19 protein-coding genes are annotated in these 20,884 nt (G+C 72.6%); 15 read left to right on the forward strand and 4 right to left on the reverse strand.

All coding sequences use genetic code 11. The features are described from left to right. Window positions 1-154: 154 nt before the first annotated feature. The 6 genes from AC0VYN_RS15600 to AC0VYN_RS15625 all read left to right on the forward strand — a co-directional run bounded on the left by AC0VYN_RS15600 (window position 155) and on the right by AC0VYN_RS15625 (window position 6,032). A complete protein-coding gene (locus AC0VYN_RS15600; protein ID WP_475536511.1) occupies window positions 155-1,663 on the forward strand; it encodes a rhamnulokinase in 1,509 nt (502 codons plus the stop codon). Beyond that, window positions 1,654-2,409, forward strand: coding sequence for a (Fe-S)-binding protein (locus tag AC0VYN_RS15605; protein WP_475536512.1), 756 nt, complete (start codon window positions 1,654-1,656; stop codon window positions 2,407-2,409). The genes AC0VYN_RS15600 and AC0VYN_RS15605 overlap by 10 nt, the downstream gene beginning before the upstream one ends. Continuing rightward, the gene (locus AC0VYN_RS15610) at window positions 2,406-3,830 is read left to right on the forward strand and encodes a LutB/LldF family L-lactate oxidation iron-sulfur protein (RefSeq protein ID WP_475536513.1); all 1,425 of its coding nucleotides are present in this window, start codon (window positions 2,406-2,408) and stop codon (window positions 3,828-3,830) included. Before AC0VYN_RS15605 ends, AC0VYN_RS15610 begins: the two co-directional genes overlap by 4 nt. Continuing rightward, complete coding sequence (locus AC0VYN_RS15615; protein WP_475536514.1) at window positions 3,827-4,468, forward strand: LutC/YkgG family protein; 642 nt, start codon at window positions 3,827-3,829, stop codon at window positions 4,466-4,468. The genes AC0VYN_RS15610 and AC0VYN_RS15615 overlap by 4 nt, the downstream gene beginning before the upstream one ends. 125 nt (window positions 4,469-4,593) lie before the next feature. Continuing rightward, window positions 4,594-5,427, forward strand: a complete 834-nt coding sequence (locus AC0VYN_RS15620; RefSeq protein WP_475536515.1) for an endonuclease/exonuclease/phosphatase family protein — start codon at window positions 4,594-4,596, stop codon at window positions 5,425-5,427. 29 nt (window positions 5,428-5,456) lie between these two features. Then, entirely contained in the window at window positions 5,457-6,032 is a 576-nt protein-coding gene (locus AC0VYN_RS15625; RefSeq protein ID WP_475536516.1) for a chloramphenicol phosphotransferase CPT family protein, read from the forward strand. A 21-nt stretch (window positions 6,033-6,053) separates the two neighbouring features. On the opposite strand, the gene AC0VYN_RS15630 is transcribed toward AC0VYN_RS15625, so the two are convergent. After that, a complete protein-coding gene (locus tag AC0VYN_RS15630) occupies window positions 6,054-7,121 on the reverse strand; it encodes an aldo/keto reductase (protein WP_475536517.1) in 1,068 nt (355 codons plus the stop codon). Between the two features lie 169 nt (window positions 7,122-7,290). Here AC0VYN_RS15630 and AC0VYN_RS15635 point away from each other — a divergent pair, with 169 nt between their 5' ends. From AC0VYN_RS15635 to AC0VYN_RS15650, 4 genes are all read left to right on the forward strand, one after another. Beyond that, window positions 7,291-7,962 carry a dienelactone hydrolase family protein gene (locus AC0VYN_RS15635; protein ID WP_475536518.1) on the forward strand — a complete coding sequence of 224 codons (672 nt, stop codon included), beginning with the start codon at window positions 7,291-7,293 and terminating at the stop codon, window positions 7,960-7,962. A gap of 52 nt (window positions 7,963-8,014) precedes the next feature. Beyond that, window positions 8,015-8,680 carry a phosphoribosyltransferase gene (locus tag AC0VYN_RS15640; protein WP_475536519.1) on the forward strand — a complete coding sequence of 222 codons (666 nt, stop codon included), beginning with the start codon at window positions 8,015-8,017 and terminating at the stop codon, window positions 8,678-8,680. 118 nt (window positions 8,681-8,798) lie between these two features. Continuing rightward, complete coding sequence (locus AC0VYN_RS15645) at window positions 8,799-9,809, forward strand: DUF6215 domain-containing protein (RefSeq protein WP_475536520.1); 1,011 nt, start codon at window positions 8,799-8,801, stop codon at window positions 9,807-9,809. 306 nt (window positions 9,810-10,115) lie between these two features. Further along, window positions 10,116-11,879: a lysyl oxidase family protein gene (locus tag AC0VYN_RS15650; RefSeq protein WP_475536521.1), complete on the forward strand. Its 1,764-nt coding sequence runs from the start codon at window positions 10,116-10,118 to the stop codon at window positions 11,877-11,879. Between the two features lie 110 nt (window positions 11,880-11,989). On the opposite strand, the gene AC0VYN_RS15655 is transcribed toward AC0VYN_RS15650, so the two are convergent. Further along, the gene (locus AC0VYN_RS15655; protein ID WP_475536522.1) at window positions 11,990-13,624 is read right to left on the reverse strand and encodes a multicopper oxidase family protein; all 1,635 of its coding nucleotides are present in this window, start codon (window positions 13,622-13,624) and stop codon (window positions 11,990-11,992) included. A gap of 243 nt (window positions 13,625-13,867) precedes the next feature. Here AC0VYN_RS15655 and AC0VYN_RS15660 point away from each other — a divergent pair, with 243 nt between their 5' ends. The 3 genes from AC0VYN_RS15660 to AC0VYN_RS15670 all read left to right on the forward strand — a co-directional run bounded on the left by AC0VYN_RS15660 (window position 13,868) and on the right by AC0VYN_RS15670 (window position 16,133). Beyond that, window positions 13,868-14,749: an SGNH/GDSL hydrolase family protein gene (locus tag AC0VYN_RS15660; RefSeq protein WP_475536523.1), complete on the forward strand. Its 882-nt coding sequence runs from the start codon at window positions 13,868-13,870 to the stop codon at window positions 14,747-14,749. A 116-nt stretch (window positions 14,750-14,865) separates the two neighbouring features. Further along, window positions 14,866-15,225: a hypothetical protein gene (locus AC0VYN_RS15665; protein WP_475536524.1), complete on the forward strand. Its 360-nt coding sequence runs from the start codon at window positions 14,866-14,868 to the stop codon at window positions 15,223-15,225. Between the two features lie 161 nt (window positions 15,226-15,386). Beyond that, window positions 15,387-16,133: an esterase/lipase family protein gene (locus AC0VYN_RS15670; protein WP_475536525.1), complete on the forward strand. Its 747-nt coding sequence runs from the start codon at window positions 15,387-15,389 to the stop codon at window positions 16,131-16,133. An 80-nt stretch (window positions 16,134-16,213) separates the two neighbouring features. Here the strand turns inward: AC0VYN_RS15670 and murQ are convergent, their stop codons facing one another. Continuing rightward, the gene (gene murQ, locus AC0VYN_RS15675; RefSeq protein ID WP_475536526.1) at window positions 16,214-17,110 is read right to left on the reverse strand and encodes an N-acetylmuramic acid 6-phosphate etherase; all 897 of its coding nucleotides are present in this window, start codon (window positions 17,108-17,110) and stop codon (window positions 16,214-16,216) included. Window positions 17,111-17,162: 52 nt separating this feature from the next. Then, a complete protein-coding gene (locus tag AC0VYN_RS15680) occupies window positions 17,163-18,104 on the reverse strand; it encodes a MurR/RpiR family transcriptional regulator (RefSeq protein ID WP_475536527.1) in 942 nt (313 codons plus the stop codon). 212 nt (window positions 18,105-18,316) lie between these two features. On the opposite strand from AC0VYN_RS15680, the gene AC0VYN_RS15685 reads away from it, so the two are divergent. Together AC0VYN_RS15685 and AC0VYN_RS15690 are read left to right on the forward strand one after the other, a co-directional pair. Beyond that, window positions 18,317-19,318 carry an N-acetylglucosamine kinase gene (locus AC0VYN_RS15685; protein ID WP_475536528.1) on the forward strand — a complete coding sequence of 334 codons (1,002 nt, stop codon included), beginning with the start codon at window positions 18,317-18,319 and terminating at the stop codon, window positions 19,316-19,318. Between the two features lie 8 nt (window positions 19,319-19,326). Next, window positions 19,327-20,883: a sodium:solute symporter gene (locus AC0VYN_RS15690; protein WP_475536529.1), complete on the forward strand. Its 1,557-nt coding sequence runs from the start codon at window positions 19,327-19,329 to the stop codon at window positions 20,881-20,883. The last annotated feature ends 1 nt before the right edge of the window (window position 20,884 follow it).

Consider the following 20,884-nt stretch of genomic DNA (forward strand, 5'->3'; position numbering starts at 1 on the left):
ACGGGGCCGGCGGACCGGCCTTCGGCTCCCCGCCCCACGACTCGGGCCGTCCCCCGGCTCCTGCCCCGTCACTCGCGCCGCCCCGCCCCGCCCGCCCCCTCTCCTTCCTCCACGTCCGACCACTCCTCGCCGCGCCCAGCGGAGGTACCAGCACGTGACCACCACCCCGGCCTCCTCGGCCTTCCCCTCGGCGTTCGCCGCGGTCGACCTCGGGGCCACCAGCGGACGGGTGATCCTCGGCCGTGTCGGTCCGGACAACCTCGACCTGACCGAGGCCCACCGGTTCCCGAACACTCCCGTCCGCCTGCCCGACGGACTGCACTGGAACCTGCTCGCGCTCTTCCAGGGGGCCGTCGACGGTCTGCGGGAAGCCGCCCGGGCCGGCGGAGTGGTCTCCGTCGGAGTGGACACCTGGGCGGTGGACTACGGGCTCCTCGACGCCGACGGTGTACTCCTCGGCGCCCCGTACCACTACCGGGACAGCCGCACCGACACCGCCGCCGAACGGGTCCGGCCCCACGTCGGCCCCGAGGAGCTGTACCGGATCACCGGGCTTCAGCACCTGCCGTTCAACACCGTCTTCCAGCTCGCCTCGGCGGCCGGCAGCAGCCAGCTGCGCGCCGCGCGCACCCTGCTGCTGATCCCGGACCTGCTGGTCCACTGGCTGACCGGATCGATCGGCGCGGAGGTCACCAACGCGTCCACCACCGGGCTGTTCGACGCCCGCACCGGCACCTGGTCCGCCGAACTCCTCGAACGGCTCTCCGTCGACCCCGGCCTGCTGCCGCCGCTGCGCCGCCCCGGTGACCCCGCCGGCACCCTCCTGCCGCACGTCGCCGAGCACACCGGCCTCGACGCGAGCACCCCGGTCGTCACCGTCGCCTCGCACGACACCGCCTCCGCCGTCGCCGCCGTCCCGGCCACCGAGCCGCACTTCGCCTACATCTCCTGCGGCACCTGGTCCCTCGCCGGACTCGAACTGGACGCCCCGGTCCTGACGGAGGCCTCCCGGAACGCCAACTTCACCAACGAACTGGGCGTGGACGGCACCGTCCGCTACCTCCGCAACATCATGGGCATGTGGCTGCTGGAGGAGTGCCGCCGGACCTGGGAGGCGCAAGGGCTGCCCACGCACATCCCCGTCCTTCTTGCCGAGGCCGCCCGCTGCCCAGCGTTCGGCGCGCTCGTCGACCCCGACGACCCCGAGTTCCTCGCCCCCGGCGACATGCCGGAACGCATCCGGGACCACTGCCGCCGCACGGACCAGCCGGTCCCCGACAGCCAGGGCGCCGTCGTCCGCTGCATCCTGGAGAGCCTCGCGCTCGCCCACCGCCGCACCCTGAGGCAGGCCGCCGAACTCGCCGGCCGCGACATCACCCACATCCATCTCGTCGGCGGCGGCTCCCGCAACGACCTGCTCTGCCAGCTCACCGCCGACGCCACCGGCCTGCCCGTCATCGCCGGACCCACCGAGGCCACCGCCCTCGGCAACATCCTCGTCCAGGCCCGAGCGGCCGGACTGGTGGCCGACCTCACGGCGATGCGCCGGCTCGTCGCCTCCACCCAGCACCTCAGGCGCTACGGCCCCCGCGGCGACGGCGCCGCCTGGGACGCGGCGGCCGCCAGGCTCACCCCTGCCCGAACGGAACCCCGATGCGCGTAGCCCTCTTCGCCACCTGCGTCAACGACGCGCTCTACCCGTCCACGGCGATCGCCACCGTCAAGGTGCTCGAACGCCTCGGGGTCGAGGTGGACTTCCCCGCCGCCCAGACCTGCTGCGGTCAGCCCCAGTACAACACCGGCTACCGGCGCGAGACCGAGCCGCTGGTGCGCCGCACGGCCCGCGCCTTCGACGGCTACGACCACGTCGTCACCCCCTCCGGTTCCTGCGTCGCCATGGTCCGCGACAACTACCCGAGGATCGGCGCCAGGGCGGCGGCCGAGGGCCGCGGCCGGGAACTCGCCGACGCCGCCGTGTCCCTCGTGCCACGCGTCGTCGAACTGACCGAGTTCCTCGTCGACGTCCTCGGGGTGACGGACGTGGGCGCGTACTTCCCCCACACCGTCACCTACCATCCTTCCTGCCACGGCCTGCGCATGCTCGGTCTGGGCGAACGGCCTCGCCGGCTGCTGCGAGCGGTCAGGGGACTGGAGCTGGTGGAGCTGCCGGGCGCCGAGGAGTGCTGCGGCTTCGGCGGCACCTTCGCCGTCAAGAACGCCGACGTGTCCGCGGCGATGGGCGACGACAAGATCCGCAACGCCTTGTCCACCTCCGCGGACGTGCTGTGCGGTGCGGACAACTCCTGTCTGATGCACATCGGCGGCATGCTGCGCCGCCGGGACGCACCGCAACGGGCACTGCACCTCGCGGAGATCCTCGCGAGCACGGAAGAGGAGCCGCTGCGATGAGTGGGACCTTCATGGGCATGCCGTCCTTCCCCAGGGCGGCCCGGGACGCCGTGCGCGACACGACGCTGCGCGGGAATCTGCGGCACGCGACGCACACCATCCGCGCCAAACGGGCGGGAGCGGTCGCCGAACTCGAGGACTGGGCCCGGCTTCGCGAGGCCGGCAAGCAGATCAAGGACCACACGCTGCGCCACCTCGACCGCTACCTGGTACGGGTCGAGGAGGCGGTCACTGCGGCGGGCGGCACCGTCCACTGGGCCGCCGACGGGGACGAGGCCAACCGGATTGTGGCCGACCTGGTGAGGGCGACCGGCGAGACGGAGGTCGTCAAGGTCAAGTCGATGGCGACGCAGGAGATCGGCCTCAACGAGGCGCTCGAGAAGGCCGGCATCCGGGCCTACGAGACCGATCTCGCCGAGCTCATCGTGCAGCTCGGCGGCGACCTGCCCTCGCACATCCTCGTCCCGGCCATCCACCGCAACCGCGGCGAGATCCGCGACATCTTCCGCTCCGAGATGGGGGAGTGGGGCCGCCCCGCGCCCGAGGGACTCACGGACACTCCGGCCGAGCTCGCCGAGGCGGCCCGGCTGCACCTGCGGGAGAAGTTCCTGCGCGCCAAGGTCGGCATCTCCGGCGCCAACTTCGTGGTCGCCGAGACCGGCACGCTGGTCGTCGTGGAGTCCGAGGGCAACGGCCGCATGTGCCTGACCCTGCCCGAGACACTGATCTCCGTGGTCGGCATCGAGAAGATCGTGCCGACCTGGCGGGACCTGGAGGTCTTCCTCCAGCTCCTGCCCCGCTCCTCCACCGCCGAGCGCATGAACCCGTACACGTCGATGTGGACGGGCACCACCGACGGCGACGGCCCCCGGAACTTCCACCTGGTCCTGCTCGACAACGGCCGCACCGACACCCTCGCCGACGAGGTCGGCCGCCAGGCACTGCGCTGCATCCGCTGCTCGGCCTGCCTGAACGTCTGCCCGGTCTACGAACGCGCCGGCGGACACGCCTACGGCTCCCCCTACCCGGGGCCCATCGGCGCCATCCTCACGCCCCAGCTGCGGGGCCTCACCACGGAACTCGACGCGTCCCTGCCGTACGCGTCCTCGCTGTGCGGTGCCTGCTACGAGGTGTGCCCGGTCGCCATCGACATCCCCGAGGTCCTGGTGCACCTGCGGGAGAAGGTCGCCGACCAGGGCGGCAAGGGGCACCGCCTGGAGAAGGCGGCGATGAGGGCGGCGACCTGGCTCCTCGACCATCCGGCCGCCCTCACCGCCGGCGAACGGCTCGCGTCCGGGACGCGGAAGCTGCACCCCGAGCGGCTTCCCGGACCCGGCGCGCGCCAGTGGACCGACAGCCGTGACCTTCCGGACGTGCCCGCCCAACCGTTCCGTGACTGGTGGAAGAAGAACCGCGCATGACCTCTCCGTCCTCCTCCCGCGACCGCGTCCTCGGCCGAGTGCGCAGGGCCCTCGCGGACGCGCCCGAAGCCCCCGAGGTCTCGCGCGACTACCTGGTCAGCCACACTCCCGACGACCCGGCCACGGTGCTCGACCTGCTCCACGAGAACCTCGCCGACTACCGGGCGGGCGTGCACCGCACCACTTCGGAGGGCCTGGCGGCACTGATCGGCGAGTTCCTCGCCGGTCACGGCGCGCGCAGCGTCGTCGTGCCGCCCGGCCTGCCCGGCGCCTGGCTGGCCGGCTCGGACGCCCGGCAGCGCCTCGACGACGTCCCCCTGACCCCGGAGGAGCTCGACTCCGCCGACGCCGTGGTCACCGGCTGCGCCCTGGCCGTCGCGGAGACCGGGACCGTCGTCCTCGACGCCGGCCCGGGGCAGGGCCGGCGTGCGCTCACCCTCGTTCCCGACGTGCACATCTGCGTCGTCGACGCCCGCACCCAGGTCGTCGCCTCCCTCCCGCAGGCCCTGCCCCGCCTCGACCCCACCCGCCCCAGCACCTGGATCTCCGGCCCGTCCGCCACCAGCGACATCGAGCTGGACCGGGTGGAGGGGGTCCACGGACCCCGGACCCTGGAGGTCGTCCTGGTGGTCGACTGACGGCAGCGCGGCCCGGCGAGCGGCCGGACGAGGCATCGGATGCATGTGCTGAACGTCCGGCCCGTCGCCTAACCTCGTGCGTGGACCCGTCGGCCGGCACGTGCCGGCACCGCGAGGAGGCGACCGTGCTCGGAAGGAACACCCGGTGGTTCGTGGGCGCGTTGGCCGTGGCCTGCCTGCTGGTCGTCGGCCGCGGCGCACCGGACGACGGCACCGCCGCCGGGCCGCTGCGCGCCGACTCCGTCAAGCACGTCGTACCGAACCGGGTCATGACGTGGAACATCTGCAATCCCTGCCGTGAGAGCAACGCCGACCGGGCGGCGGAGATCGCCGCGTACGCGCCCCAGGTCATAGGCCTGCAGGAGGCGTGCGTACGCGACGTCGAGCAGCTCCGCGACTATCTGAAGACCCGTCACGGGCTGGTCTACCACGTCGAGTACGGGTCGGTGCTGCGGAACCGGGGACGCTGCGGCGGGTGGCCGTGGAATCCGGGAGGCTTCGGCCAGGCACTCCTCTCGGCGGCACCGATGACGGACCGCGTCCTCGTGGAGTACCCGGACGGCGGGTCCGAGGACCGCGGGTACCTGGCCGTCACCACGAGGGTGGGCGACCGGTCCGTCCGGGTCTTCGACACGCACCTCGCCCAACGGCGCCAGGAGGCGGTCCGGGCGGGCCAGACCGCCGTACTCGCCGCGGCCGTCGGCCGGTACGACCGCGCCGTCGTGCTCGGCGACTTCAACGCCGTGCCGGACACCCCCGAACTCGACCCGTTCCGGGAACTGGCCGCGGACGCCGATCCCGGATGCCGTCCCTCGCCCGCCGGCAGGTGCGAGCCGACCACCGACTGGGACAGCAAGTTCGACTACGTGTTCCTGCGGGGCATCACCCCGCTCCGGCACCGTGTGCACCCCACCGCGTACTCGGACCACCACATGCTGCTCGCCGACCTGCGCACCTGACCCGGCCGGCCGTCTGGCATCATGCCCGGATGACGCCAGGCCGGATCATCTTCCTCAACGGCACGTCCAGTTCGGGGAAGTCGAGCATCGCGCGCGAGCTGCTCGACGTCCTCGACGACGGTGTCTTCTTCCACCTGGCGGTGGACAGCTTCAACGCGATGCGCACCAAGCGCACCCTCGAGGCGGAGGAGCTCGACACGGCGCTGCGGCGGACGAGGATGGGCTTCCACCGCTCCGTCGCGGCCATGGCCGAGGTGGGCAACGACGTCGTCGTCGACCATGTGCTCAGCGAGCCGTGGCGATTGCTCGACTGCCTGTCGGTCCTGCGTGCCGAGAGCGTGCTGTTCGTGGGTGTCCACTGTCCGCTCGAGGAACTCACGCGCCGGGAGCGGGAGCGGGGAGACCGCCCGCCGGGCCTCGCCGCGCACCAGTACCACCTCGTCCACCGGCACGGCGACTACGACCTGGAGTGCGACACCGGCGCCGCGACCGCGCGGGAGTGCGCCGAGCGGATCAGGGACTTCCTCCCGCGGCTCCCGCACCTGTCGGGCGGCACCGCCTTCGCCCGCCTCCGGGACCGCCACCTGTCCGCCGCCACCGGGTGACGCGCCGTACACGGGGACGGGTCACGGGACCAGAGCGGCCCCCGCGGCCGCCCGCTCCCCGGCCGGGCGCCTGCGCCGTGCGGCCGAGGTGAGCGACGGCGGCTGCCAGGCGCCGTCGGCCCGGTAGAGGTCGGTGCCGGGCGCCACGATGCCGTCGATCCGGTCCAGGACCGCGTCGTCGAGCAGCAGGTCGGCACCCTTGAGCAGCGCGGTGAGCTGGTCCATGGTGCGCGGCCCGGTGATCACCGAGGTGACGGCGGGGTGGACCAGCACGAAGGCGACGGCCAGCTCCGGCAGCGTGCAGCCCACCTCGTCGGCCAGGGCGACGAACCGCTCGACGGCCGCGAGCTTCGCCTCGTTGCCCGGCACGGCCGGGTCGAAGCGGTGCGGAGTGAGCTTGGCACGGCCCGTGGTGAGGTCGACGGGCCGGCCCGCGCGGTAGGCGCCGGACAGGAACCCCGAAGCAAGAGGTGACCAGGTCAGCACGCCCATGCCGAGGCGCTGCGCGGTCGGCAGCACGGACCGCTCGATGCCGCGCGCGAGCAGCGAGTACGGCGGCTGTTCCGTGCGCAGCCGCATCAGTCCGCGGCGTTCCGCCACGTGGTGGGCCTCGACCAGGTCCTCGGCGGGGAACGTGGAGCAGCCGAACGCCCGGATCTTGCCCGCCCTCACCAGGTCGCTCAGGACCGACAGCGTCTCCTCGATGTCGGTGGTGTGGTCGGGGCGGTGCACCTGGTAGAGGTCGATCCAGTCCGTGCCCAGGCGCCGCAGACTGTCCTCGACCGCCTTGAGGATCCAGCGGCGCGAGTTGCCGCCGCGGTTGCGTCCCTCCTCCAGCGGGAAGTGGACCTTGGTCGCGAGCACGACGTCGTCACGCCGGCCCTTGAGGGCCTTGCCGACGATCTCCTCGCTCTCACCGGCCGAGTACATGTCGGCGGTGTCCACGAAGTTGACGCCGGCGTCGAGAGCGGCGTGGATGATGCGTGCGCCGTCCTCGTGATCGGGGTTGCCCACAGAGCCGAACATCATGGTGCCGAGGCAGTGGGTACTGACCTCGATGCCGGTCGTGCCGAGGACGCGATAGCGCATGCCGGTGCTCCGTTGTCTGGGGGGCGGGACGGGGAGCGTCACTCTAGGACTTCGAGCGCACTCGACGGCAAGCGAGCGGACCGGCGGATCAGGCGGCCCTCTGGTACGGAACGGGCGGCCGGGGTACCCGGTGCACGGCCCTCGGACAGCCCCAGGGAGATGAGCGGGCATGGCGTCCGAAATCGCGAAGGTGCCTTCGCACCACGCCACCCTGAACGGCGATCTCGTCGTGCCCACCGGTGCGCGGGGCCTGGTCCTGTTCGCCCACGGCAGCGGAAGCTCTCGGCTCAGTCCCCGCAACCGCGCGGTCGCGGCCGGGCTGCGCGCCGCGGGATTCGGGACGCTGTTGCTGGACCTCCTGACCCGGGACGAGGAGCGCGAGGACATGGCCACGGCCCGGCACCGCTTCGACATCGGCCTGCTGGCACGGCGTCTGGCGGATGCCGTCGACTGGCTGGCCGGGCGCCCGGACACGGCCGGGCTGCCCGTGGGCCTGTTCGGGGCGAGTACCGGAGCTGCGGCCGCCCTGATCGCGGCGGCGGAGCGGCCCGCATCCGTGCGTGCGGTGGTGTCCCGGGGAGGCAGACCGGACCTGGCGGGCGACGCCGTTCCCCTGGTCGCCGCACCGGTCCTGCTCGTCGTAGGGGGCGACGACGAGACGGTCCTCGCGCTCAACCGCGAGGCCGCCCGGCGGCTCGCACCGGTCCACGAGATCCACGTCGTCCCCGGCGCCACCCATCTCTTCCCCGAGCCCGGCGCCCTGGAGGAGGTCACCGAAGCGGCCGCCGCCTGGTTCCGCGACCACCTCGGCGAAGGAGCCGACGACGACCGCGCCGGCTGACACCGCGGCGTCCTTCCGACCCACGGGGGGGGAGAGAGGCAGGCATCAGGTCATGCGCTTCCACGATCGCCGGACAGCCGGCCGGGAACTCGGGCTCCGGCTCATGGAGTGGGCGTCCGAAGGCGAGCTGCCCCGCGTCGTCGTCCTCGCGCTGCCCCGCGGTGGCGTGCCGGTGGCCGCAGAGGTCGCCCGGGCCCTCGGGGCGCCCCTGGACGTGCTCGTGGCACGGAAGATCGGCCTTCCCGGCAGGCCGGAGACGGGCATCGGCGCGGTCGTGGCCGACGACCCGGCCCTGTTCGACCGGCGGACCCTGACCATGCTGGGCCTCGACGAGGACCGCCTGGTCCGGGACGTGGCCCGCGAGCGCGAGGAACTGAGACGCCGCGCCCTGCTCTACCGGGGCGACCTCTCCACGCCCGACGTCGAGGACCGCACCGTGATCCTCGTCGACGACGGCCTGGCCACCGGCGCCACCGCACGCGCCGCCCTCCGCCACCTCCGGCGGCGCGAACCCGCCCGGCTGGTCCTCGCCGTTCCCGTCGGCGCCCCCGAGGCCGCCGCCGCGATGCGCGAGGAGGCCGACGACGTCGTGTGCCTCCGGCAGCCGCCGGACTTCATGGCCGTCGGCTTCTGGTACGACGACTTCGAACAGGTCACCGACGACGAGGTCGTCGAGGTCCTGAACGAGCGCAGGGCGGCCTTGCCCCCCGGCGGGTGAGCGTTCGCCGTACCGGAGGGGCGACCGCGACGGCCCGCATACATCACGGATTGGGTACCGACCCGGAACTATGGCCTCCATCACAGCCAACGCGATCTTGCGCTGGTGAGATCGCCGGGTGCTCGGTTTCCTCATCAGGCTCCTGCCCTTCTGGGTCAGAGAGCCCCTGCTCATCGTGGTCGGATCCGTCTTCGGTGTGCGCATCCTGTATCTCGCCGTCCGCGACGGCGGATGGGCGCCGGCCGCCATCGGCACGGTCTTCCTCGTCTTCACCGCGGTGCGCGTCCACACGGTGGTCCGCGCCCTGCGCGCGCGCCGGAACCCGAATCCGGTGGCCTCCGCCGACGGGGCGGTGCCCGCCGCCGCGCCCCAGCCGCAGCAGCAGCCGCAGCCTGAAGCGGAGCGGCGTCCCGCGCCGCCGGCCGCTCCGGAGAAGGAGCCCAACGCCTGGGGCCAGGCCGCCGCGGCCGTGGCCGTGTTCGGAGCGATCGCGGCCGTGCTCTGGCTGGGCCCGAAGGTGATGCCCTCCGACGACACCACGCCAAAGGCCGCCTCGTGTTCGGCCGGGGAGCACGAGGAGCTGCCGAGCGCCTACAGGGAGACGCCCCGGGCCGTGACCGGCGAGGAGCTGTGCACGGCGCTCAACCGGTCGGACCTGGCCCAGCTCCTCGGCACGCCCGCGGAGATCGCGACCGTGGCGTCCGGCACCAGCAACACGGCTCCCCTGACCGACGGAAAGGTCGCGCAGCCGGAGGCCGAGGTCCAGTTCGACACGTACACCGTGCACGTCTCGGCCACGTACAACGAGCTGTCGATCGCCCAGTACGTGAAGCTGATGAAGTTCGGGAACGAGGAGAACGTCAGGACGCTCGCGGTCCTCGGGCGGCCCGCGGTCCTCTCCTCGGACCACACCATGAAGCTGGAGATCAATCTGGGGGGCGGCGGGTCCGGCGGACCGGTCGAGGAGGGCCCCCTGGCCAGGACGCTGACCGTGGCCTTCGACGGGAAGGACCGGGGCGGCTACTACGACATCACCGTGTGGAGCACGTCCGGAGCGCTCCCGGACGACAGCGCGCTCCTCGGCATCGCCGAGAAGATCCTCCCGACGCTCCCGGAACGCGCCGTGTGACGAGCCGTGGGGAGATCACCGGCCCCCTCCCCACGGTTCGGCAGATACGGGGCCGCGCCCGATATCAGAAGACCTGTCACCGGGCGCGCCGTACCCGCAAGAATGACCCGATTACCTCCGCAACGGAGCTATCCGGCCAACATCCCCTCGTTTTCCCTCCCCGGACAACCGGGCGTCGGGCCCGTTCCTCTCACAGCGCGGGCACAGCAACCGCGCCTCACAGCGGGCCCCGCGACTGTCCTCGCCGACACGACGTGCCGCCCGCCGCCTGTCTCCTTCTCACAGCATCCGGAGGACGAGGGAACGATGACCAGAACGCGCACCACCCGGCTTCGACGTCCGCTGCTCGCCGGCACCACGGCCGTCGCCGCCCTGGCCGTGACGGCCGGGCTCGTGGCCGCCACGTCGGAGCCGGCCAAGGCCGCGACCGGCCCCAGGCTGAGCCTCATCGCCGCGACCAACTCGCTCACGCTCACCTCCTGGAAGGAGGATCCGGGCGTCTACCTCGACCTCGGCACCTACCTGACGGCCGAGGGGACGCCACTGGAACTGAAGGTGACCCGGAAGTCCTACAAGGACCCGGTGACCATCACCCAGACCGTGTACGAGGGCGGCAAGGCCAGGACGAAGACGCTGCCCAAGGGCACCGTGAAGGACTTCTCCGGCCTGCCCGGCTTCGCGGAGATCACGATCACCGACAAGGCGGGCAAGAAGGTCCTCAGCCGCACCGAGGACTTCTGCCCGAACAACGCCAGCGGCCGGGTGCGCCCCGACGCGCCCGCCACCTCCAAGTATCCGGAGAGCTGCCCCACCAACCCGTTCACCCTCGGCTCGGTGTGGGGTGTCGAGAAGGGCTGGGCCGCCAACACATACGCCGGTTCCTACACCGACTCGGTCCGGCTCGCGGCCGGCACGTACACCGCCAGGATCGGGGTCGCCAAGAAGTACCGCGACCTGTTCGGCATCGCCGACAAGCCGGCCACGGTGAAGGTGACCGTGGTGGAGCGCAGCTACGAGGACGAGGAAGGCGTCGCCCGGTCGGCGTCCCCCGCCGCACGGTCCGCCCAGGCCGGCGAGCACGCCGGACACGGAGCCGCTGCCGAGGCGCCGTCCGGGCACACGGGCCACGGCCCGGGGCACGCCCCGACGCCGGCCCAGGCCGCCGCGCCGGTGACGAGCGGCGCCGGCCCCTCGTACAACGTGGGCCACGGCCCGCTCAGGGCGGCACCTCCCGCCCTGCCCTGGGCGGCGAAGAAAGAGCAGGCCGCGCGCTCGATGCGCACCGGTGACACGGCCGGACGGACCGACGGCTCGCGCAAGGCGCCGGCGCTCGCGCCCCTGTCGAAGCGTCCCGTCGGCAAGCCCTCGGTGCCGGACGTGCCCAAGCCCGACCTGCGCTCGCTGCCGGCCTACGGCATCGTCATCAGCGACGGCGAGAAGGACATCCCCGGCAAGGACTACCTGGCCTTCAGCGCCAACGTGTGGAACGCCGGCCCGGCACAGCTCGTGGTGGACGGCTTCCGTTCGCCCGGCAAGGCCAAGATGGACGCCTACCAGTACTTCTACGACGCCAAGGGCAAGCAGGTCGGCTACACCCCGACCGGCACCATGGAATGGGACCCGCGCCCGGGCCATGTGCACTGGCACTTCACCGACTTCGCCAGCTACCGGCTGCTGAAGGCGGACAAGAAGGAGGCCGTGCGCAGCGGCAAGGAGGCCTTCTGCCTGGCCAACACCGACGCGATCGACTACACGGTGAAGAACGCCAACTGGCACCCGTTCAACACCGATCTGTCGACCGCCTGCGGCCAGGAGAACTCGATCTCCGTCCGTGAGGTGCTGGACGTCGGCTCCGGCGACACGTACACGCAGGACCTGCCGGGCCAGTCCTTCGACATCACCCAGGTGCCCAACGGCACCTACTACATCCAGGTCCTGGCCAACCCGGCGAAGCGGCTGAAGGAGACCAGCCTCGACAACAACAGCGCGCTCCGGAAGATCGTCCTCGGCGGCAAGCCGGGCAAGCGGACGGTGACCGTGCCGGCGCACGACCTGGTGAACGCGAACTGACCGGACACCGGGCAGCAGACCACTGACGCCGATCACAGGGCCGGCGGCCCCGAGACGCGGCCGCCGGCCTCGGCGCGTCCCGGGCGCGTGCCGGCGGCGGAGCGGTCGCGTCACGCCTGTCTGCGGTACCCCAGGACCGTCATCATGCCGCTTTCCGAGTGGTACTGGTTGTGGCAGTGCAGCATCCACAGCCCGGGGTTGTCGGCGTCGAAGTCGACCACCAGTTTCCGGTGCGGCAGCACCACCGCGGTGTCCTTGCGGGCACCCACGCCGTCCAGTCCGGTGACGGCGAAGGTGTGCCCGTGCAGGTGCATCGGATGCCACATGTCGGTGGCGTTGACGAGGGTAAGCCGTACCCGTTCGCCTGCGCGCACCGGGTGGCGCTGCCGCACGGAGTAGGGCTCGTGGTCGAATCCCCAGTCGAACCTCTCCATGCCCCCGGTGATCCGGATGCGCATCTCGCGGTCGGGTTCGCGGCCGTCCAGGGCCACGGAGTCGTCGGGCACGAGGCGGCGAGCGGGGACGGTCCTGCCGTCGAGTTCGTCCGGGTGGACGTCGGCCGGGGGGAGGTGCCCGTTGCCCTTGTCGGTCCGCAGGACGGCGAGGGCCCTGCCCTTCTTGCCCTCGGCCACCGCGACGAGCGGGAAGACGCCGTCCCGGGCGGTGACCAGGACGTCGTACCGCTCCGCCATGCCGACGAGGAGGGCGTCGGTTCCCGTGTGCTTCACCGGATAGCCGTCGGTGTGGGTGACCGTCATCCCGTGGCCGCCCAGGGCGACCCGGAAGGCGGTCTCCGCACCGGCGTTGATGATGCGCAGCCGGACGCGGTCGCCGGGACGGCAGCGGAACACCTCGGGATGACCGGGCAGGCGCCCGTTGACCAGGAAGTGGGGGTGGGCGACGCTGCCGCCCGCGCCGTGCAGCATGCGGCTGTAGGACGTGTGCAGTACGCGCGAGGGTCCCGCGGGTCTCCCGGTCGGCGAGGGAAGGGCCGTCGCCGGGCGGCCGGGGCTCGCGGCGCCGGGGCCGGAGCCCATGGCCATGTGGTCCGTGTCCGCGGAGTCACCGGGCATGAGCTGGTGCAGGACCTCCTCGGGAGTGGAGCCCTCCACACCGTCGAGCCAGTCGTCCAGGACCACGACCCACTCCTTGTCGTAGGCCAGGCGCTCCCGCGGATCGTCGACGATGAGCGGCGCGTACAGGGCCCGGTCGACCTGCACCCCGACGTGGGAGTGGAGCAGGTACGTTCCCGGATACTCTGCGGTGAAGCGGTAGCGGAAGTCGGCCCCGGGACGGATGGCCGCCTGGGTGAGCCCCGGGACGCCGTCCATGTCGCAGCGCAGCCGCATTCCGTGGCAGTGCAGCGTCGTGTCGGCGGGCAGCCGGTTGGCGAGCGTCAGGTCGAGCACGTCGCCGGCGGTGACCCGCACCAGCGGGCCCGGCAGCGCCTCGTCGTAGGCCCAGCTCGGGACGGACCGCCCGCCGATGTCCAGCGTCGCCTCGGCCGCGGTGAACCGGTACGCACGCACCGGTCCGGCCCCGCGTTTCCGCTCGGCCGCGAGGACTTCCGGGTCGGACGGATTGACGTAGCCCGGGGGGCCGGGCGGGACGAACGCCGCCCCGCCGGCACCTCCTCGAGGCCCGGATCCCGGTCCGGGGCCGGAGTTGGTGCAGGCTGCCAGGAGACCCGCGCCGGCAGCGGCGACCGGGGCGCGGAGCAGGGTACGCCGAGAAGGTTCGAACATGTCTGCATGAGACATGCAGGATGATCGCGCAGCCCGTCGGTGCGGCCGAATGCCTGACGCGGCCGGTACGAATTCCACCGGCAGGCGGACGGCCACGGAGGGCGTCCCGCGCCGCCGGGGCGGTCGCCCGCTCGTCGGTCCGCGTCCGCGTCACCCGGTCGGCTTCCGTGCGGCGTCACGCCTGCCCGCACGGGCCCGTAGTAAGAAAGGATCATGCACGCGCGCGTGCCGAACGGAGGCATCGTGAAGACAGCACTGCGCATGACCCTGGGCATCGTTCTGGCCGCCGGGGCCGCGTCGGCCACGGCACCGGTCACGGTCGCGTCGGCCGCCGAACCCCTGCGGTACGTCGCGCTCGGCGATTCCTACGCGGCCGCCCCGCTGGTCCCGCCGGTCGACACGGCCGGACCGGCGTGCCTGCGCTCCCTGGCCGACTATCCACGCGTCGCGGCCGCGGCCCTGGACGCGACGCTCACCGACGTCAGCTGCTCCGGAGCCACCGCCGGCCACCTGAGCACACCGCAGCACCCGGGAACGGCACCCCAGTACGACGCGCTGACCCCCGGCACAGACCTCGTCAGCGTCACCATCGGCGGCAACGACACCGACCTGTTCAGCGAAGCGCTGCACTGCGTCAACGTCCTGCCCCCGCCCCACGGCACCAGCTGCGCGGAGCGCAACACCGCCGGCGGAACCGACAGGACCAGGGCTCGCATCGACGCCTGGGCACCGGTCTTCGCCGCGGTCCTGGACGACATCACCCGGCGGGCGCCGCACGCCAGGATCTTCGTCGTCGGCTACGGCAACTACCTCCGTCCCGACGGCTGCTTCCCCTCCCAGCCCTACTGGAAGCAGGACGCCAACCATCTCCAGGGCGCGATCAACCACCTCGGCGCCGTACTGAGGCGGACGGCCGAGGAGCACGGCGCCGTCTTCGTCGACACCTTCGAGCTGAGCGCCGGACACGACATCTGCGCCGCCCCCGCCGACCGCTACTTCGAAGGTGTGGTCCCCACCCGCCCGGCCGCGCCCCTGCATCCCAACGCGACGGGGGCCCGGGCCATCGGCAACGCCCTCGCCGCGGCCGTCCGCGAGACGTCGGCGCCGCCCGGCGGCGGACGGTGAGAGGCGGTGCCGTCCGCCGTCCGCGCCTGGCCGGGGAGATCCGCGCGAGCCCGCCACCGTGACCCTTCGGGGAGCGGCGACCCAAGGCGGCGGGCTCCGGCATAGAATCCGGTCTCATGCCGAAGCCTGACGAGCTGATCATTGACATCGCCACCCTCGTGGAGTCCGGGCGGAGCAGTCAGATGTCCCTGACCGTGGTCACCGGCGGCGCCGTCGTCACCGGTCGCCTGGCTCCCGAAGCCGTATGGCGGCAGAGGGTGTCGGAAGTGCTGACGGACTCCGCCCAACTGAGCGACTTCTCCGCCGTCTTCGACGCGCCCGTGCGGAGGGACGGGCCGCCCACCCATCTGCACTTCCACGTGGCCCGCATCCTGCAGGGCGCGGTGGGCATCCCGGAGACGGGCGGGATGTACCGCGTCGCGATCGAGGACGTCAGTGCCTGGACCGTGGGCGACTTCAGCTACTCCGACGGCTGAGCCGCGGCCACGCGCCGGCCGGGGCCGCCCCGGCCGGCGTAGCGGGCACGGGCGCGCGTGGCGTCCCGGCGAGCACTGGTGATTCCACCGATGGCAACCGCTGTGCCTCCCAGGACTCTGGGTCGGGTCAGGCCACCCCGACCAGCATCCAGGAGGGCTTCATGCGTCGCCGTTCCCCACGCCGGCTTCTCGGCCTGCTCGCGTCCGCCACCGTCGCGTTCAGCCTGTTCTCACCGGCCACGGCGGCCGGCGCGGCGGACGCCGCGGCCGCGCCGGCCGCCGCCGCCCGGCCGGCCGCCACGGCCGTCCAGCCGCTGTCGACCAGCACCCCGGTGGTCTTCGTCCACGGATACACCGGCAACGCCTCCAACTGGGTCACCGCCATGAGCGTCTTCCGGCTCAACGGCTGGTCCAGCTCCCACCTCTTCGCCTACGAGTACAACTCCTACGGCGACAACGTGACCAACGCCCGCGGTCTCGCCTCGTTCGTCGACAACGTCAAGGCGCGGACCGGCGCGAGCAAGGTGGCCATCGTCAACCACTCGATGGGCGGCCTCGTCAGCCAGTACTACCTGAAGGTGCTGGGCGGCAACACCAGCGTCAGCCACCTCGCCTCGATCGCCGGCGCGAACCACGGCACCACCTACGCCGGCGCCTGTCTGATCTACACGACGTGCCGACAGATGTACCCGGGCTCCTCGTTCATCGCCCAGATCACCGCGGGCGACGAGACACCGGGCTCGACCAGGTACGCCACCTGGTACTCGGCGTGCGACGGCGTCATCATCCCGTACACCAGCACCCGGCTGAGCGGCGCGACGAACAACAACGTGGTCTGCCAGACCCACATCGGCTACCTGGCGGACACGGTGGTGCTCGGCGAGATCGCCCGCTTCGTCGCATCCTGACCCCGGAGCGGACGGACGGCACGGTCCGCCCGTCCGCCCCACCCGGCCCCCGGCGTCCTCGGGGCCGGGCCGTGCCCGACTCAGCCCGCGGCGACGGCCGTCCGTGTGTCGCCCCGGGCCTCGGAGAGGCGACGGGCGGCCTCCTCCGCGGTGCAGTGCGCGAGGAGCATGACGATGGCCGTCTTGGCGTGCCCCTGCGCCGCCCGCAGCGCCTCGGCGGCGGCTTCCGGGCCGGCGCCGGTGGCCTGGACGACCATGCGGCGGGCCCGGTCGACGAGCTTGTCGTTGCTGGCCCGCACATCGACCATGAGGTTGCCGTAGACCTTGCCCAGACGCACCATCGACGCGGTCGAGAGCATGTTGCAGACCATCTTCTCCGCCGTACCGGCCTTGAGCCGCGTCGACCCCGTGACGACCTCGGGACCCGTGGGCACCTCGATCGGGAAGTCGGCGTAGCGGCTCACCACGGCGTCCGCGTTGCAGGCGACCGACACGGTGACGGCGCCCCTGGCGGCGGCGTGCTTCAGCCCGCCGACGACGTAGGGGGTACGGCCGCTGGCGGCCAGGCCGACGACCGTGTCCCGTTCGTCCACGCCGATCCCGTCCAGGTCGGCGACGGCCCGCGCGGGCTCGTCCTCGGCCCCCTCGACCGCGACGGCGAAGGCGCCCGGGCCGCCGGAGAGCAGCCCCACGACCTGCTCGGGGGAGGTGCCGAAGGTCGGGGGGCACTCCACGGCGTCGAGCAGACCGATCCGGCCGCTGGTGCCGGCGCCGAGATAGATCAGCCGCCCGCCCAGGCGCAGCGACCGGGTGACCGCCTCGACCGCCGCCGTGATCTCCGGGAGGGCCTCGCGTACCGCCAGGGCGACGCTCTGGTCCTCGGCGTTCATGACGGCGAGCAGTTCGGTGACCGGCATGCGGTCCAGGTCGGTGGTCCGCTCGTTGCGGGTCTCGGTGCCGAGCGTGCTGAGGTCCACGGCGCGGTCGTCCTTTCGGTGCTGGGGCTCGAGGTCGGGAACGGGGGCGCGGTCAGTCGCCGGGGGAGCGGCGCTGCTGGGGGCGCCCGCGGCGCTGGACGGCTCCGTAGGTCTTCTCGAGCGCCGCGGTGGTGGCGTCGAAGGACCGCTGCGCGACTCCGACGAACAAGCAGTCGATGAGGGCCAGTTGCGCGATACGGCTGGCGGTCGCGCCGGAGCGGAAGGGGGTCTCCCGGGCGCACGTGGCCAGGACGAGGTCCGCGCTCACGGCGAGGGAGGAGCGGGGCGCGTTGGTGAGGGCGATCGTCGTCGCGCCGCGCTCGGCGGCCACCTGGAGTGGCTCCACGGTGTCCTCGGTCTCCCCGGAGTGCGAGATGGCCAGGGCGACGTCACCCGGCCCGAGCAGGGCGGTGGCGGTGAGCGCGGCGTGCCGGTCGGTCCACACGAAGGCCGTGCGGCCGATGCGGTGCAGCTTCTGGTGCAGGTCCTGGCCGACGAAGGCGCTGGCGCCGACGCCGAAGATGTCGATGCGCCGGGCGCCCGCCACGGCGTCCACGGCGCGGCCCAGCACCTCGACGTCCAGCCCCGCTCCGGTGTCCTCCAGTGCGTGCATCTCGTTGTAGACGATCTTCCGGACGATCTCGTCCAGGGTGTCGGTGGCGCTTATGTCGGTGCCCGGGGCCGGGCGGTCGCCCCCGCGCGCGTCCTCCCGGGCCGCGGCCGCGGCCAGCGCGAGCCGCAGCTGCGGGTAGTTGGCGATGCCTATGGCCCGGCAGAAGCGCATCACCGTCGCCACCGACGTGTCGGCCCGCTTGCCGAGCGCGCTGATGGACAGCTCCGACGCCTGTGCCGGATCGGCCAGCACGGCCTCCGCCACCCGCCGTTCCGAGGGCGCCAGGGACGGCAGTGCGGCCCGGATCCCCGCCAGGGTTCCGGCCGGGGACACGTCCTCGGCGGGGCGGTCCGTCGCGCGACGTCGTTCCTGGTGGGCCATGGGCCGTTCCCTCCTGGGTTGGTGGCGACACAGTAGCCACACCCCCGCGGTACGTCAAAAAGTTACGGAGGAAATCAATCCGCGTTACTTATTGACATGCGGATGTCGGCGTTCCGATACTCGCTGGACCGTGATCCGCAACCGTCACCGGCCTCCTGGGCCGCACGGTGACGGGCCGACGCGACGGATCCCTGGACACGAAGGCGTGCTGTATGACATCAGCAGTGGCGGTGGACCTGGGCAAGACCGGTTGCCGAGCGGTGCTGTGGGACGACACCGGCCCCGTCCACGAGACCCATGACGTGCCCGGCGCCCCCGGGCTCGCCACCCGCGACGGAGTGACCGCGGCCCGGGCCGCCGTGTGCGCCGCCGTGCTGCCGCTGCTCGAACGGCGGTCCGCGCTCCGGCCCGTGGCGCTCTGCGTGGGCGCGGCGGGAGCCGCCTCCGCACCGGAGGCCGCCCGGGCGCTCGCCGGGCAGCTCCTGGCGGACCTGCCCGTGCCCGAGGTCGCCGTCACCAGCGACGCCGTCACCGGCCACGCCGGCGCCCTCGGCGGGCACCCGGGCGTGGTGCTCGCGATCGGTACGGGCTCCGTCGCCGTGGGCATCGGCGCGGATGGAACCTTCGCCCGCGTGGACGGCTGGGGCCCGTGGCTCGGTGACGAGGGCAGCGGTGCCTGGATCGGCGCCGCCGGACTGCGGGCCGCACTGCGCGCCCACGACGGGCGCGGACCGGCCACCGCGCTGCTGGACGCCGCCGTGGGTCGGTTCGGCGCCCCGGACCGGCTGCCCGTCGCCCTCGACCGGGACGGCAACCCGGCACGCACCGCCGCGTCCTTCGCGCCGGAGGTCGCGCGCGCCGCGGCCGCGGGGGACGGCGCCGCCGCCGGCATCGTGCGCCGGGCCGCCGCCGCACTGACCGGGACCGTCCTCACCGCGGCCCGCCGGACCGGCGGCACCCACGGTCTGCCCGTCGCCCTGACCGGCGGACTCACCGGCCTCGGCGACGTGCTCCTCGGCCCGCTGCGGGCGTCCCTCGCCGACGCCCCGGTGCCCCTGCTGCCCCGGACCCCGCTCGGAGACCCGCTGGACGGGGCACGCCTGCTGGCACTGAACCCCTCGGCTCCCCACGAACCCCACGTCGTCCGTGCCGGGCGGTCGACGGCACCCCCCACCGTCCCCACCCGGCCGGCGACGCCGCCGGCCGTTGCTTAGGAGTGAGCGTGCGTCAACTCGACCTCGTGGTGATCGTCGTCTACCTCGTGGCGATCGCCTGGATCGGCCTGCGACTGGCCGGCCGGCAGAAGACCTCCAAGGACTACTTCGTCGGTGAAGGGCACATGCCGTGGTGGACCGTGGCCTTCTCCGTGGTGGCCACCGAGACCAGCGTGCTCACCGTCATCAGCGTGCCCGGCGGCGCGTACAGCGGTCAGGCCTTCGGCAACGTCGAGCTCGCCCTCGGCTACGTCATCGGCCGCGTCGTCGTGGCCGCCGTGCTGATCCCCCTGTACAAGCGCGGCGGATTCGTCAGCGCCTACCAGTACCTGGGCAGCCGCTTCGGGCTGAAGCTGCAGGGGCTCGCCTCGGTGACATTCGTCTTCACCCGGCTCCTCGCCGAGGGCGTACGGCTGTTCGCCTCCGCCATCCCGATCAAGCTGCTGCTCGACGAGTTCGGCGTGCACACGAGCTACCGCGTCATCATCATCGCCGTCACCGCGGTCACCGTGCTCTACACCTACCTCGGCGGCATCAAGGCGGTCATCTGGACCGACACCATCCAGATGGTCCTGTACGTGGGCGGCGCCCTCCTCGCCATCGGCGTCCTGTCCGCCCACGTCGGCGGCGACGGCTTCTCCCAGGCCCTGCGCGCGGGCAAGTTCCAGCTGTTCGACACCGACTTCGACCCGGCGCACATCCTCACCAGCCCGTTCGCCCTGCCGACCGCGATCATCGGCGGCGCCATCTTCGCCATGGCCAGCCACGGCTCCGACCAGCTGATGGTCCAGCGCGTGCTGTCCACCCGCTCGCTGCGCGACGGCCAGAAGGCCATGATCGCCTCGGGTGTCTTCGTCACCGTCCAGTTCGCCGCGTTCTCCCTCGTCGGGGCACTCCTGTGGTCCTACAACGAGGGCCGCGGCATCGAGGAACTCGGCCTGAGCAGCACGGACAACCTCTACCCGCAGTTCATCCTGCACGGGCTGCCCGTGGTGATCTCCGGACTGCTCGTCGCCGGCATCCTCGGCGCCGCGATGGGCTCCCTGTCCTCCGCCCTGAACTCCATGTCCAACTCGACGGTCGCCGACATCATCCACAGCTTCTTCCGCAGCACACCGTCCGAGGACTTCCTGCTCAGGATCGCCCGCGTGATGACCCTCGTGTGGGCGGTGCTGATGGCCGTCTTCGCCTGTGCCTTCAGCACCAGCACCGGCAACGTCTATCTCACCGGCCTCACCATCGCCGGCTACACCTACGGCGCGTTGCTGGGCGCGTTCCTGCTCGGCCGTCTCGTCCGGCGGGCCAACGAGACCGACTCCGTCGTGGCGTTCCTCGTGACCATCGCCGTCATGACGTACCTCGTGCGCGGGGTGAAGATCGACGTCACCGTCGCGGGCGCCACCGTGCCCACGGGCATCGCCGCGCAGTGGCTGGTGCCGATCGGCGTCCTGGTCACCCTGGCCGTCGGCGCCCTGATGAGCCTCTTCCACAGCGCCCCGAAGGCCGCCGAAGGCGTCGAGGGCACCGATCCGGACCGCACCGGGACGGCCGCCGTCCGGAAGTGAG

It is taken from the genome of Streptomyces sp. 63XJN7_1_ISO-PGPR-S23-121 (genome assembly GCF_056173025.1).